13 protein-coding genes are annotated in these 15,310 nt (G+C 36.7%); 12 read left to right on the top strand and 1 reads right to left on the bottom strand.

Going from position 1 to position 15,310, the window contains the following annotated elements:
• The first annotated feature begins 16 nt into the window (after nt 1–16).
• The 4 genes from dnaG (at nt 17) to pepT (ending at nt 5,219) form a co-directional block, all read left to right on the top strand.
• Nucleotides 17–1,858 carry a DNA primase gene (gene dnaG / locus J3U91_RS05405; protein ID WP_002820471.1) on the top strand — a complete coding sequence of 614 codons (1,842 nt, stop codon included), beginning with the start codon at nt 17–19 and terminating at the stop codon, nt 1,856–1,858.
• Complete coding sequence (rpoD, locus tag J3U91_RS05400; RefSeq protein WP_002820469.1) at nt 1,851–3,227, top strand: RNA polymerase sigma factor RpoD; 1,377 nt, start codon at nt 1,851–1,853, stop codon at nt 3,225–3,227. The genes dnaG and rpoD overlap by 8 nt, the downstream gene beginning before the upstream one ends.
• Nucleotides 3,228–3,303: 76 nt before the next feature.
• Nucleotides 3,304–3,999, top strand: coding sequence for a tRNA (adenine(22)-N(1))-methyltransferase (locus tag J3U91_RS05395; protein ID WP_002820468.1), 696 nt, complete (start codon nt 3,304–3,306; stop codon nt 3,997–3,999).
• A complete protein-coding gene (gene pepT / locus J3U91_RS05390; RefSeq protein WP_002820467.1) occupies nt 3,996–5,219 on the top strand; it encodes a peptidase T in 1,224 nt (407 codons plus the stop codon). The genes J3U91_RS05395 and pepT overlap by 4 nt, the downstream gene beginning before the upstream one ends.
• Before the next feature lie 12 nt (nt 5,220–5,231).
• Here pepT and J3U91_RS05385 read toward each other — a convergent pair whose 3' ends face one another.
• Nucleotides 5,232–5,441: a YjzD family protein gene (locus J3U91_RS05385; protein ID WP_002820466.1), complete on the bottom strand. Its 210-nt coding sequence runs from the start codon at nt 5,439–5,441 to the stop codon at nt 5,232–5,234.
• 83 nt (nt 5,442–5,524) lie between these two features.
• Between J3U91_RS05385 and J3U91_RS05380 the strand changes: the two genes are divergently transcribed.
• From J3U91_RS05380 to cmk, 8 genes are all read left to right on the top strand, one after another.
• Entirely contained in the window at nt 5,525–8,407 is a 2,883-nt protein-coding gene (locus J3U91_RS05380) for a DNA polymerase III subunit alpha (RefSeq protein WP_002820465.1), read from the top strand.
• A 65-nt stretch (nt 8,408–8,472) separates the two neighbouring features.
• Nucleotides 8,473–9,906: a pyruvate kinase gene (pyk, locus tag J3U91_RS05375; protein ID WP_002821104.1), complete on the top strand. Its 1,434-nt coding sequence runs from the start codon at nt 8,473–8,475 to the stop codon at nt 9,904–9,906.
• A 64-nt stretch (nt 9,907–9,970) separates the two neighbouring features.
• Nucleotides 9,971–10,879, top strand: coding sequence for a site-specific tyrosine recombinase XerD (gene xerD / locus J3U91_RS05370; protein ID WP_002820463.1), 909 nt, complete (start codon nt 9,971–9,973; stop codon nt 10,877–10,879).
• Between the two features lie 5 nt (nt 10,880–10,884).
• A complete protein-coding gene (locus tag J3U91_RS05365) occupies nt 10,885–11,649 on the top strand; it encodes a segregation and condensation protein A (protein ID WP_002817126.1) in 765 nt (254 codons plus the stop codon).
• Nucleotides 11,642–12,232 (top strand): SMC-Scp complex subunit ScpB, encoded by a 591-nt coding sequence (gene scpB, locus J3U91_RS05360; RefSeq protein ID WP_002820461.1) that lies wholly within the window; start codon nt 11,642–11,644, stop codon nt 12,230–12,232. The genes J3U91_RS05365 and scpB overlap by 8 nt, the downstream gene beginning before the upstream one ends.
• Nucleotides 12,232–12,945 carry a pseudouridine synthase gene (locus tag J3U91_RS05355; protein WP_002820460.1) on the top strand — a complete coding sequence of 238 codons (714 nt, stop codon included), beginning with the start codon at nt 12,232–12,234 and terminating at the stop codon, nt 12,943–12,945. Before scpB ends, J3U91_RS05355 begins: the two co-directional genes overlap by 1 nt.
• A gap of 182 nt (nt 12,946–13,127) precedes the next feature.
• Nucleotides 13,128–14,642, top strand: a complete 1,515-nt coding sequence (locus J3U91_RS05350) for a LysM peptidoglycan-binding domain-containing protein (protein WP_004164896.1) — start codon at nt 13,128–13,130, stop codon at nt 14,640–14,642.
• Between the two features lies 1 nt (nt 14,643).
• The gene (cmk, locus tag J3U91_RS05345) at nt 14,644–15,303 is read left to right on the top strand and encodes a (d)CMP kinase (RefSeq protein ID WP_002820458.1); all 660 of its coding nucleotides are present in this window, start codon (nt 14,644–14,646) and stop codon (nt 15,301–15,303) included.
• The last annotated feature ends 7 nt before the right edge of the window (nt 15,304–15,310 follow it).

The following is a 15,310-nucleotide window of genomic DNA, read 5'->3' as shown; positions in this document are numbered from 1 at the left end:
CATTATTGATTGTCTAATGGCGAGTTTGATACCGAAAAGTACGATCGAAGAAATCAGGAATTCGATTAATATCGTTGATGTAATCGGCAAAGATGTTGATTTAAAGAAAAAAGGAAAATATTTTTGGGGTATTTGTCCTTTTGTGTCGGAAAATAGTCCTAGCTTTACGGTCGATGAAGAAAACCAACGTTATAAGTGCTATTCATGTGGACGGAGTGGCAATGTTTTTGATTATGTTTCAGAAAAAAAAGGCTTGTCTTTCCCTCAGGCGGTTATAGAAGTAGCTAGAAATGTTGGAATTAAAATCGATAGTAAATATACAGAAAATACTGGCGGACATTTTAATGAAAACGAATTAAAATTAATCGAATTAAATAAACAGGCTTCTGAAATTTTTACACATTTGTTGTTAAATACCGATCTTTCAACAAATGCCTTGAAATATTTACTGGAAGAACGTCATTTAAGTAGGGAAACAATTGCTGATTTTCAACTTGGCTTTCTTCCTAGTCAGTGGTCGTTGCATGATTTTTTTGAAGAAAAGAAAATTCCTGTAGAGACTCAACTTGAATCGGGAATTATTTCTCAATATGATGATGGCAGTTTTCATGATGTCTTTTCAAATCGAATTATGTTTCCTCTTAAGGATTCTTATGGTAATATTGTCGGTTTTTCCGGCCGTACTTTGGATAAAAATAATTCGGCGAAATATATTAATTCAAAGGAAACAGCGGTTTTTAAAAAATCGAAACTGTTATATCATTTCGATGTTGCCAAACAAGCAGCAAAAGTTTCGCAAAAACTTCTTTTGCTTGAAGGCTATTTAGATGTAATTGCAGCCCATAAAGCTGGCATCGACTATGGAATTGCTTCGATGGGTACGAGCCTAACTAAAGATCAGCTCCAATTGATTTCTCGAAATACACCCAAATTAACAATCGCCTATGATGGCGACTCTGCTGGTCAAAGTGCCACTTGGCGTGCGATTGAAGAGATAAAAAATTTTCCGCATCTTCAACTTGAAATTGTAACAATCCCTAATCAAAAAGATCCTGACGAATATTTACAACAAAATGGTCCAGGCGCTCTTAAAAAAATTTTTGAAGAGGATTCGACTTCAATTAATGATTTTGCCTTTGAATACTTGAAAAAAGGTAGGAATCTTGAAAATGTCGGTAATTTAAGTGATTATACTAATGATTTACTAAACTTTTTAAATGAACACCCGGATCCGATTGCTAATGATTTGATACTTAAAAAACTCTCCGACCAGTTTGGTTTAAGTAGATCTGTTCTTGACCAATCCTTGAAAAGAAACGATATCGATGTTTCCAAAAGGCAAGTGGGACAGTCGTCAAGACAAAATGATAATCCACCACTCAAAAACTCAAGAAACCGGAATCCCTTGATTGATCAGGAGGCAATGATTGAAAGAAAAATAATTGTTTCGTCGATTTACCATGAAAATGTTTTTCATGAAATAGAGAAAAAAGCAAAATTTACCTTTCATGATCCAAAAAATCAACTCTACTATTTTTTGATTAAGGGTTACCGAAGTAAGCATCCAGGTACTCAGTCGATTGGAATTAATTTGATGAAAAATATGACTGCCAGCGAAAAAGATCAGTTTAATCATTTAATCAGCGATCAAATTGATTTTTATTCAACGGATAACTTGGAGGCGATTGATGATTATTTGTGGCAATTGAACAGAAGGATACCATTTGAAAAACAAATTCAACAGATAAAGCAGCAGATTCAAGAGGCTATTAATTTGAATCAAAATGACAGAATTAAAGAATTAAACGTCAAGCTAGTTAAATTAATGAAAGAAAGAGCAGGAAACAAACATGACTAAAAAAATCCTAGTTTCAAGTGATAATACTGTTGCAGAATTGCAGTCAGCTTTAGAAAAAGTCGATGTAAAATTCCTTAAAAAAGACAAAAAAGAAGAGCTTTTGCGTTTGGCAAAAAATTATAATCGTCGCGTTGATCGAGCTGAGAAGAAAAGTGAAGGAAACGATGGTTTGTCTATTAAAAAAGATGATTTAAAAAAAGGAAAATCAAAAGATAATTCAAAATCCGGAGAAAAATCTTCTTCAGCCGCAACTGCTTTTGACGAAAAAGCTTATGCCAAAAGTCTTAAAGCTTTTATCAAAAAAAATAAGAAGAGTGGCCAGGTCGTTTATGACGATTTAGAGAATAAAATGGCCAAACCTTTTGCCTTAAATGCTGATCAAATCGACAAATTAATAGAAAAGGTCGAGGATGCTGGTATTTCGATTGTTGATGAGGATGGCAATCCTTCGGAAAAGTCACTGAAGACCAAGAGTAATAATCCAAGTCAAGAAGAACTTTCCCAAGCCTCTTCAGCACCAAAGGGTGTCAAAATTAATGACCCTGTTAGGATGTACTTGAAAGAAATCGGACGGGTTTCATTACTGAATGCCGATCAGGAAGTCGCAATTGCCAAAAGAATCGAAAAAGGGGGGTCTGATGGTGAGCGTGCCCGCCAGGAACTTGCTGAAGCCAATTTGCGTTTGGTTGTTTCGATCGCAAAGCGTTATGTTGGCCGCGGAATGCACTTTTTGGATTTGATTCAAGAAGGAAATATGGGTTTAATGAAGGCCGTTGAAAAGTTTGATTATACAAAAGGATTTAAGTTTTCAACCTATGCTACTTGGTGGATTCGTCAAGCTATAACTCGTGCAATTGCTGATCAGGCTCGAACGATTCGTATACCTGTCCACATGGTGGAGACTATTAACAAGCTTATTCGAATTCAACGGACTTTGATTCAGGATCTTGGACGTGATCCAATGCCTGAAGAAATCGGTGCCGAAATGGAATTAACAGCTGATAAAGTTCGTGAAATCCAAAAGATCGCTCAAGAACCTGTCTCTTTGGAAACTCCGATCGGTGAAGAGAATGATTCCCATCTAGGAGACTTCATCGAAGATAATGAAGGGGAGTCTCCAATTGAATCGACTTCTGACCAGATGTTAAAAGATCAGTTAGAGGAAGTTCTTGGTACCTTGACCGAACGTGAGGAAAATGTTCTTCGTTTGCGTTTTGGCCTTGAAGATGGAAAAACCAGAACTTTGGAAGAAGTTGGTCGGGTTTTCGGTGTGACTCGTGAAAGAATTCGGCAGATTGAAGCAAAGGCATTACGCAAGCTTCGCCATCCCAGCCGTTCAAAACAATTAAAAGATTTTATGGAAGAATAAATTTTTATAAAATACTTCTAAAAAACTGAATCATAAATGATTCAGTTTTTTAATTAGAATTGAAGGGCAGAAAGCTATGACAAAATTGTCTGATCGTTTAATGGAAATATATCGCTTGATTAATCAAGCGGCAAGAGTTGCCGATATTGGAACCGACCATGCTGCAATTCCAATCGCTTTACTGGAAACCAATAAATCGTCTTTTTTAGTTGCGACAGATATTGGTTTAGGACCGTTAGAAAAAGCAAAAGAACAAATTGAATTGGCAGATTTGGATCAAGCAAAGCAAATAGTTCTTCGTCTTGGCGACGGACTTTCTGTTATCAAAGCCAGTGACAAAATTGATACAGTTGTGATTGCTGGAATGGGTGGCGAATTAATTGCCAAAATTATTTCGAAGATTCCTGATTATCTTAAAAATGCCAAATTCATTTTGCAGCCTAACAATGAAGAAATAGATGTTAGAAAAGCAATCGAAAAAAATGGACAATATATTGAAACTGAAAAAATTATTTATGAAAATCGACATTTTTACGAAATCATCGTTGCTAAAAGAAGTCAACAGGGAATTGTAAAAATGACGAATCGGGAATTAAGATTTGGGCCATGCCTGTTAAAGCATCGGACTTCAACTTTCAAAAATAAATGGCAGGAGAGACTGGATCACTCAAAACAGATTGAGAAAATCCTTGAAAAATCATTGCAGACATCAACAAAGCGCTACGATAGTTTACAAGCAGAAATAAAGACAATAGAAGAGGCATTAAAGTGAAATACGAAAATTTAGTAGATCGTTTTATTGAATATGCAAAGATTAATACTCGTTCAAACGAGAATTCAAAAACGATTCCCAGTGATCCAAAAGAAGTTGAATTTCTGAAGAAATTGGCTGGAGAACTAAAACAAATTGGTTTTTCCGATATAAGAACAATGAAGGACGGTTATCTATTTTCCAAAATTCCAGCAACCAAAGGAAAAGAAAATATCGATCGTATTGGTTTTATCGCTCATGTAGATACGGCGGATTTTAATGCAGAAAATATCCAGCCGGAAATTCATGAGAATTATGATGGTGAATCAATCATAAAACTAAACGACGAGTACAGTTTAGATCCTTCTGTTTTTCCGAATTTGCGTAACTACAAAGGCCATACCTTGATAACTACCGATGGTACTACTCTATTGGGAGCTGATGATAAAGCCGGGGTTGCTGAAATTATCACGGCAATGGAATATTTAATTAAGCATTCGGAAATAGAACACGGAGAAATTGAAATCGCTTTTGGCCCTGATGAAGAAATCGGTACTGGTGCAGATAATTTCGACACAGATAATTTTGCTGCTAAATTTGCTTATACTATCGATGGTTCGGTGAAAGGCGAATTGGAATGGGCGACTTTTTCTGCGTCAGCTGCTGTTTTAAAGGCTGTTGGCACACAAGTTCATCCGTCTGATGGTTTTGGCAAATTGATAAATCCGTTAGCCGCTCTAATTGATGTTTTTAATTTGTTGCCAAACGAGCGGCCGGAAAATACCAAGGGTGATCAGGGATATTACTATATGACTGATTTATCCGGTAACGGTGACACAGCGACGGCCAAATTGATTATTCGTGATTTTAAACGCGATGGCTTAAAAAAACGCAAGCAGATTCTTGCTGATGCTGTCGATAAAGTCAATGCGCAATATTCTCATAAAGTAATTGACTTGGAGCAATATGATCAATATTATAATATGGCCGATATTCTAAAGAATAATATGGAATCGGTTCATTTAGCCGAAGCTGCTTTTAGAGAATTGGGAATCGTGCCAAACGAGGAGCCTGTTCGGGGTGGAACCGATGGATCCAAGATTACTTTTCTTGGTACGCCGACACCGAACATTTTTACGGGAGCAGAAAACCTTCATGGCCGTTATGAATTCTCTTCTGTTCAAAATATGGAATTGGCAACGGATGTTATATTAAAGATTATTGAAATTCATTCAAAATAAAAAGTTCCGGAATCAATTTCCAGAACTTTTTTTAATATTTCCAACTTTTTTATTAGCCGATTTGGTGATCGCGGTAATTAAGAAAGCCGCAACCTCGCCAACCACCAAGGCCATAATCGTAACATTTAAAGGGACGTAGGTTTGTTCGGACAAATCCCCAACAATAAAACCAAGAACGTTTCCCAAAATAATTGACCAAAAAGCGACTACTAAATATTTCATAGGAAGATTGTAAATCTGTCGAATGAAAAATACAAATAGCGAACATACTTTCGTATATCTTTAATTCGCGATACTATTAAAACATGAGTTATACTCCATTACAAGTATTCAGCGAATATGATTTGTTAAGAAACCCTGATTCGACGATTGAACTTGTAAAAGCTCTCAAAAAAAGAGGCTTTCAAGCTGCTGTTTTGGCAAACCACGATTATCTTTATGGAGCTGAAAAATTTCGACAGGCTGCAATTTCGGTTAACATTCGACCTATTATCGGTTTAACGATCAGTGATACCGATCATGGTGAAGTAATTTTTGTTTCAAAAAATTATTCTGGCTATCAGAATTTGATGAAAATCAGCACTTATTTAGCCTTTAATAAAAATTCGCAGTTTATTTTAAAAGAAAATAATTTGGATTTTTCCAACTTGGCATTGATCTTCCAAGATGGAAAAGAAACAAAAATTAAAAATTCAAGCAGCTTTACTCGAAAAGAACTTGGCTATTTTCCAATCGATTGGGTTAAGAAGAATGATTCCGTTACCGCAAGTGCTCTCCAACATATTGAAAAGAACGAGTTGAATTTTACTGGCAAATCAGAAATCGTCGGAAAATATTTAAAAGATGAAAATTTCTATGCAAGTAATTTACCGGATGAAATATTAAAAAACAACCAGCACTTTATCGCTGATATAGTTGATGATTGGCCAAAGAGCGAGAAACATTTACCAATTTTTCCATTACCCGATTCGGAAAATAATCCGAAAAAATATTTGAGCAAGTTGGTTAAACTTGGATTAGAAAATCGTTTTAAAAATAAAGATATTCCAGAAGCTTATCAGAAAAGAATCGATCGAGAATTGAGGACTATTTTCCAATTAGATTTAGCAGATTACTTTTTGGTAGTCTGGGATATTATCAATTTTGCTCGTCACGAAAATATTCAGCTCGGCGCTGGTCGGGGATCGGCAGTCGGATCATTGGTAGCATATGCTCTGTATATAACGACTATCGACCCAATTAAATATGATCTTTATTTCGAACGTTTTTTAAATCCAAAGCGGATTCAGCTTCCTGACATAGACATTGATGTGCCAGGCAACAGGCGCCAGGAAATTGTTGAATATCTGCAAAAAAAGTATTCGCTTGATAATTTTTCTCAAATTGGAACTTTTGATACTTTTAAAAGAAGATTGGCGGTTCGCGACAGCGCGAGAATTTTTGCCAGCAGTGAAGGGACGCTTAAACGTTTTTCACGATTTATGGCACAGAATAATGATGCGTTAGAAGATGCCGATCCAAACAATTTGCCGGAAACAATTGCAGAGCTTCCAAATTCTTCGGAAATTATTTCCCTGGCACAATCTATTTCCGGGTTGCCCAGACATGTTGGAATACATGCTGCTGGAATTGTTTTAAGTCCGGAAAAGCTAGTGAACTATGTTCCTCTGAATCAGGTTTCCGATATCACCGTTACCCAGTTTGACAAAGATGATGTCGAGGCGATTGGGTTGGTTAAATTCGATTTGCTGCGTCTTACCAATTTAGATATGATCGCTGATATTCGATCTTTAATTCAACAACATTATGGAAAAAAATTTAATTTGGATAGTATCGATCTTAACGACAAAAAAGTTCTTGATTCTTTTAAAAATCTTCAAACTAACGGTATTTTTCAATTTGAGTCTGAATCGGCGAAGAGCGCTCTAAAACAAATTGCTGTTAGTAGTTTTGATGATATTGTCGCTGTAAATGCTCTGAATCGTCCGGGCCCTTCGGAAAATATTCCAATTTATGCCCAAGGAAAAAAAGACCCCAATCATATCGAGATCATCGATAAAAGTTTGCAAAAAATTCTCCTACCGACTTACGGTGTAATTATTTATCAAGAACAGGTAATGCAGATTGCGCAGGTTTATGCCGGTTTTACACTTGGAGAAGCGGATGTTTTTAGAGCTGCGATTGGACACAAAAATGAGGAAAAACTTTTTGCCCAGCATGATGCCTTTATTAAAGGGGCAGTTGAAAAGGGCCATCAACAAGAACAAGCGGAAGAAATCTTTGCGTATATAGAGCGCTTTGCCAATTATGGTTTTAATAAAAGCCATGCTGTTGCGTATAGCAAATTGGCTTTTGAAATGGCTTATTTAAAAATCTACTTTCCCTTGGAATTCTTCAGTGTTCTCCTAAATTACGACACCAAAAATTCCTATCTGCAGGATATTAAAAATAAAGGCATCAAACTTTTGGGACCGGACATTAATCACGCGGAACGTGGTTTTATAAGCGATAAAGGGGTTATTTATGTTGGCCTCGGCAAAATAAAAGGGTTAAACCGAAAAGTGATTGATGAAATTGTCAAAGAAAGGAATTCGCACGGATTGTTTTCCGGTCTAACTGATTTTCTTCAAAGAATGGCTGGAAGCGACATCGGTGAAAGTGACATCGTTCAATTGACCTACGCTGGTTCGCTCGATCATTTTGGATATAACCGTCAGGAATTAAAAACGAATGCCGCTTCTTTAATTACTGCAATGGAATTCGGCGGCAGCCTTTTAAGCGAAACGAAAATAAGCGCGATCGGAGAAATGTCTTTATTAGACCGTCTTGCGCATGAAAAGGAAGTCCTTGGTTTCACTATTTCCGGTCATCCAATTGACAGTCTGAGAAAGGAAATTGTTAAAAAAGGATATACGCAGATTAACGATTTAAAAGCTGACCAAATAGTCAAAATGGCCGTTATGATCGATTCGATTCGTACAACTCGCGATAAGAACGGAAATCAGATGGCTTTTGTTTCGATTTCCGACGGCAGCGGAGAAAGTTCTTTAACTGTTTTCGCTCGCGAATATAGTCAAATGTCGGGTGTTTTGAAGAATGGATCTTTGATTGCTTTAATTGGTAGAACTCAATTAAGGAATGGTGAGATTAATATTATTGCCAATAAGATCCAACAGATCGGCCATTGATTCGTGAAAAAAATGTTAAAATTAAAAGTGTTTTGTCAAATGATAAACAAAAACAGGAGCATTGAATGAAAAAGACAAAGATTGTTTCTACTTTAGGTCCCGCATCCAACGATCTAAAGATTATTTCCGCATTGATAAATAATGGGATTAATGTTGCCCGTTTTAATTTCAGTCACGGTGACCATGATGAGCATGCTGCTCGTATGGCCCTAGTCCATGATGCTGAAAAAAAGACCGGCAAGTTGATCGGATTTATGCTTGATACGAAAGGTGCAGAGATTCGTACAACTGTTCAAGATACACCGAACGGTAAGATTGAATTCAAGAAAGGTGACAGGCTTCGCATTTCGATGAATGAAAAGATTAAGGGCACAAAAGAGAAAATTGCTGTGACCTATAAGGGACTTTATGACGACGTAAAAGTCGGTGGTAAAGTTTTGTTCGATGATGGCATTATCGAAATGACCGTTATCAGTAAAGATTCCGAAAAAAAAGAACTGCTTGTCCAAGTTGATAACGATGGAGTGCTGGGCGGAAGAAAAGGCGTTAACGCTCCTGGTGTTGCAATTAACCTTCCTGGAATTACTAAGAAGGATAAATTAGATATCGAGTTCGGTTTGGAACAGGGAATTGACTTCATCGCTGCTTCCTTTGTTCGTAAGGCTCAGGATGTTCTTGACATCCGTAAGTTGTTGAAAAAGCATCATCAAGAAAATCATGTCATGATTTTTCCTAAGATTGAATCTCAAGAAGGAATTGATAACTTCGAATCAATCATTGCCGTTTCCGATGGTTTGATGGTACCGCGTGGTGATATGGGAGTCGAGATTCCTTATGAAGAAGTACCTGTGATTCAAAAAATGATGATTCGTTACATGAACCGTCTTGGAAAGCCGGTCATTACTGCTACCCAAATGCTTGATTCGATGATTGAAAATCCTCGTGCAACTCGTGCCGAAATTAACGATGTCGAAAATGCTGTTTGGGATGGCACTGATGCGACGATGCTTTCTGGTGAATCTGCCAATGGTAGTTGGCCTGTTGAAGCTGTTAAGACGATGTCTACATCTGATGAATACGCTGAAAATCATGTTCACGACGACGGCAATAGGATCGATTTGAGAAACGAACCAAAGTCAAGTGACACAGAAGTTTTGGCTCAGGCCGCCGTTGACGCAGCACGCGAGGCTGGTGCTAAAGCAATTGTTGCTTCTACAGCATCTGGCTACACTGCTCGCTTAATTTCCAAATATCGACCTGATATGCCAATTTTGGCAATCACTTACGATGAAAAAGTTGCTAGGTCTTTGACTGTTAATTATGCTGTTTATCCGGTCGTTAAAGATGCTCCGGAAACAACAGATGATCTGATTGAATTGGCCAAGAAAACTGTTCATGATGAAAAATTGGCTAAGAGAGACGACACAATCGTTGTTACTGCTGGCCTTCCAATCAAAAAGCCCGGCACAACCAATTTAATTCATGTTGTAAAGCTTTAATTTTATTTATTTGTTATTTAAATAACCACTTTGGTGGTTATTTTTTTGTACACTTAAATAGATTATGTTAACTAAAAAAAATCAATTCGAAAATGTTTTATTGGATTATACGAGGTATTTACGGACGGAACAAGGCTTGCTGGAGAACTCGATTAAAAGTTATAAACAAGATTTATCGGAATTCGGAGCCTATATTCAAAAAGAAAATATCCTTCTGGTTAAAGTTGACCGTTTTACAATTCTGGATTGGCTTAACTATTTGCAAAATTCCGGTAAATCAAATAATTCAATTGTACATATGGTCAGTTCTTTACGAAAATTTTTTGCTTATCTTAGCGATGATCAGCAAATTCAAATTGATCCAATGCTGAAAGTGACTACACCAAAGAAGAATTCTCATTTGCCACAAGTTTTAACGGCCACAGAAATTGAAGCTGTTTTAGCGGTACCTGATATTTCGACAACTCTTGGATTAAGGAACCGGGCTTTGCTAGAAACAATGTACGCAACCGGATTTCGCGTGTCTGAAATATGTAATTTGAAATTAGCTGATCTTCATGACGAATTGGGCTTAATCACTACCATTGGTAAAGGGCAAAAACAGCGAATTGTTCCGATCGGTGAAATGTCTTTACTCTATATCTCTAAATATTTTAAAGAATCAAGACCGATTTTGCTCAAAGACAAAGAAAGCCCGTATTTATTCCTTAATGATCATGGCCATCGGATATCTAGACAGGGAATTTTTAAGCTTGTGAAGGAAATTGCCATTAAAGCCGGCATTGATAAAGATATTAGTCCTCATACTCTGCGCCATTCTTTTGCAACCAATTTATTGGAGAATGGTGCCGATTTAAGAATTGTTCAAGAATTATTAGGTCATTCCGATATCAGTACAACTCAAATATACACACATGTTAGTCAAAAACATATAAGAGAACAATATAACAGATTTCATCCTCGGGCAAAATAAACTATTTGAATGCTAAAATTGTTTGCGTGAGCGATAAACAATTAACAATTTCTCTGGACGATTTTAGTGGGCCGCTAGATCTTTTGCTGCACTTGATTCGTACACAAGAGCTAGATATTTTCGATTTACCAATTGCAAAAGTTACCGACCAGTTCCTGTCTTTTATTGACAATCAGTTAAATCCCTCACTTGATTCGGCTGGTGAATATTTATACATGGCGTCTACGTTAATTAGAATAAAATCTCGTTTTTTATTGCCAACTGTAAAAAACGAACAGGAAGATGAAAAAGAAGAGGATCCAAGAAATGAATTAGTTAATGCTCTCATAGAATATGAGTGTTACCAAGCCGTTACGCAAGATATGTCTGAATTAGAACATTCCCGCTCTCTGTCCTTTACTCGTCCAGTTGCAAAAATTCCAGAAAATATTGAAATAAAACCTTTATCAGCTGGAGTAACTTTACAGGATCTGCAGAAGGCTTTTCTTGAAATTGCTAATCGACAAAAGGACCTGCATCCAAAAAAACGTACGATTGAAAGAGAAAATTTTTCTGTTGCTGACAAAATTAATGAAATAAAAACTTTTTTCAGTCAAAAAAAATTAGATTCAAAGATCGAATTTCAATATTTATTTAAATTATCATCGAGCAATGATGAAATGATTACGACTTTTTTGGCAATTCTTGAACTAGCAAAAGATCACTTCGTTTTGCTTAGCCAAAATGACGAACAACAAATTTTTTTAACAAAAGGAGAAATGAATGCCTGATCTTGATCAAACGGCCCAATTATTCTCTTTGGTTTTTGTTTCCGGAGATGATGGTATTGATCTGCAAAGTATTAGTAAAATAACTGGTTTTGATAGATCGGCGGTTCAAAGTGATCTGGAAAGCCTGTCCAACCGTTTGGAAGAAGATCAACAAAATCCGATAAAACTGGTCGAAAACGGTCAGGTCTATCGTTTGGTTACGAAAAGTAAATTTGCGCCGCTTCTAAAAAAATATTATCAAACACCAGTTGCTAATAGTTTATCTAAAGCAAGTTTGGAAACTCTAACAATTATTGCTTATAAGCAACCGGTCACTAGAATCGAGGTTGATAAAATTCGCGGCGTTAATTCATCTGGCGCAATTTCTCGACTCGTTTCCAGAGAACTTATTCAAGAATCCGGAAGAAAAGCGGAGGTTGGTCGCCCGCTTCTCTACACTACAACTAACTTTTTTCTCGATTATTTTGGGCTTAAAAAAATTGATGATTTACCAGAACTACCAGATCCTGAAGATCTAAATAACATTGATGACGATCAAATAGAATTATTTCAAAAACACAAAAACAGAGAAAGCAAAAAATAATGGCTCAATTAGAAAGACTGCAAAAAAGAATTGCTCAAGCAGGAGTGGCTTCCAGAAGAAAAGCCGAGGAGATGATTGTTAACGGGCAGGTAAAAGTGAATGGCAAAATAATCACAAAACTTGGAAAGAAAGTTTCTTCCGACGACATTGTTTATGTTGATAATAAGAAAATAAATGAAGAGAGTTTTGAATATTATCTTTTAAATAAACCGGCCGGATATGTTTCGTCCAACAGAAGTTATCCGAATCAGCCCAGCGTTATAGAACTAATTAAAACGAAAACGAGAATTTTTTCGGTTGGCCGGTTAGATCAAGATACGACCGGTGTTTTGTTACTAACCAACGATGGTGAATTAACTCAAAAATTGACTCATCCGAAACACCGAATTAAAAGAACTTATGCTGCTTGGGTTAAAGGGATTGTTAACGAAGACGAACTTGAACAATTGACTAAGCCGATTCGTTTCGATGGAGAAATTTATTTTCCACAGGCGGCTCGAATTTTGAAAGTTGATCAAAAACGTCAAGAAAGTCTAATTGAAATCACAATCGCCGAAGGAAAAAACCATGAAATCAAAAAAATCCTAGATTTTATCGGTCATCCTGTAATTAAATTAAATCGTGACATGTTTGACGGAATTACAATCGGCAATTTAAAGAAAGGGCAGTATCGTGCTCTATCTGAACAGGAAGTCGAAAAGATAAAAAGATAGTTAAAGATGCCGAAAGTTTATCCATGATGACAAGGACATTAAAAACAATTTTTCATATTGAGTAGTAGCAATATTTTTTAAAAAAGCAAAACAAAAACTCCGTTTTTAACCAGACTTAGGAAACTTTTCAGAAAATTATATTAGAGCAGCTATGATAGAATAAATTATTGTACGAGGTAAAAATGAGTGATTTTCAACCATATGATCCAAACGAAGATAACGAAGATAGAAATTCAAAAAAATCGAGCGCGGCGCCTTTCCGACCTTTAAGTAGCGGAAACTCTGATTCTTTTGAGGATACACGGGCATACCGGCCTTTTAATCCGAATAGTAATTCAACGTCGGAACAAGATAATAGTTTTAATTTCAAATCAGTAGATTCAGCTTCCGATGATGATCTTTTTAAGTCGTTTAATTCTAATTCTTCCTCGCCCTTTGATTCCTTTAATCAGTCTCGTCAAGATCAAGGAAATCTGAATAATCAAAACGGAAATAACCAGGATTTTAATTTTGGCCAGAATTCAGCTGAACAGAATCAGAGTTTTTATCAACAGTTCAATGATCAAGGACAACAAAGTTCTTCTGATTCCTTTAATCAGTCTCGTCAAGATCAAGGAAATCTGAATAATCAAAACGGAAATAACCAGGATTTTAATTTTGGCCAGAATTCAGCTGAACAGAATCAGAGTTTTTATCAACAGTTCAATGATCAAGGACAACAAAGTTCTTCTGATTCCTTTAATCAGTCTCGTCAAGATCAAGGAAATCTGAATAATCAAAACGGAAATAACCAGGATTTTAATTTTGGCCAGAATTCAGCTGAACAGAATCAGAGTTTTTATCAACAGTTCAATGATCAAGGACAACAAAGTTCTTCTGATTCCTTTAATCAGTCTCGTCAAGATCAAGGAAATCTGAATAATCAAAACGGAAATAACCAGGATTTTAATTTTGGCCAGAATTCAGCTGAACAGAATCAGAGTTTTTATCAACAGTTCAATGATCAAGGACAACAAAGTTCTTCTGATAAACCCGAACCTTTTTTTGCCTCAAATAAGTACAGTCAGTCCAATCAAGGTACTGCATCTCCTAACCAACCGCAGCAACAAGACCAAGAGCAATATAAGGATCAGAGCAATTTTGGTAAACCAAAAAATGGCTATAACCCAAACAATTACCAGAAAAGTTCCAAGCAAAATAAAACAGATAACCAAAAAAATGGTACCGGCTTTTTGAGCAAGCTTAACAGTAAGGTCATTATTGCTTTTGCTATTGCAACACTTGTGATTTTGTTGGCGATTCCTACAATCGGTTCGATTGCAAAGAAGGGCGATAGCAGTAAAAGCGTTGCTAGTTCAACGGCTTCAGTTACTAAGAAAAGCAGTTCTTCATCTGCATCATCGAGCAGCGCGGCAAGCAGCAGTCAGAGTTCAGCTGCTGATGCATCTTCATCTACGGCAGCAGCTGATTCTTCGTCCACCGAAGCTGCAGAATCTTCTAGTTCGGTAACAGAAGACAGCAGTGCTGAAACTAGTTCTTCTTCGACAGCGACGACTTATACGGTTCAATCCGGCGATAGTGCTTATCATATTGCATCTCTTTATGGCCTGACCGTCGAGGAACTTTATGAATTAAACGGTTTAACACCCGGTTCAACTCTGCTTCCAGGCCAAGTTCTGAAAGTTAGTGGAAATTAATATGCAGATTGCTATTGACGGACCGGCCGGGTCAGGTAAGTCCACGGTCGCAAAAATTGTCGCAAAAAAATTTAATTTTGTTTATGTTGATACCGGTGCAATGTATAGGGCGGTGACGCTTTATGCCAAAATCAATCAAATTGATTATGAGGATGAACAGGAAATATCTGAAAAAATTCCTTTAATTTCTTTGAACTTTATTCCGGCTGATCCAGTTCAAAAGGTCATCCTTAACGACCAAGATGTTACTGAAGCGATAAGATCCCAAGAGATAACAAACAATGTTTCATTGGTTTCTTCGTATCAAAAAGTTCGTGATGAGATGACTGAAAGACAGAGACAAATGACTGAGAATTCCTCGGTTGTTATGGATGGTCGCGATATCGGTACAACCGTCTTGCCTAACGCCGACGTGAAAATATTTTTAATCGCCAGTGTTGATCAAAGAGCAATTCGTCGTTTTAAAGAGAATAAAGCACAAGGGAGTTCCGCCACTTTGGACGATATAAAAAAAGAAATCGTTGCTCGAGATTATAAGGACTCTCACCGTTTAATCAGTCCTCTAAGAAAGGATGATGATGCAATCGAAATTGACACGAGCAATTTGACAGTTGATCAAGTGGTTAATAAAATTTTGAAAATCGTCAAAACACGCGCATGACTGCGTG

The sequence above is a fragment of the Oenococcus oeni genome, from assembly GCF_020510245.1.
Lineage (GTDB): Bacteria > Bacillota > Bacilli > Lactobacillales > Lactobacillaceae > Oenococcus > Oenococcus oeni.
This window is presented reverse-complemented; position numbering and strand designations above follow the sequence as displayed.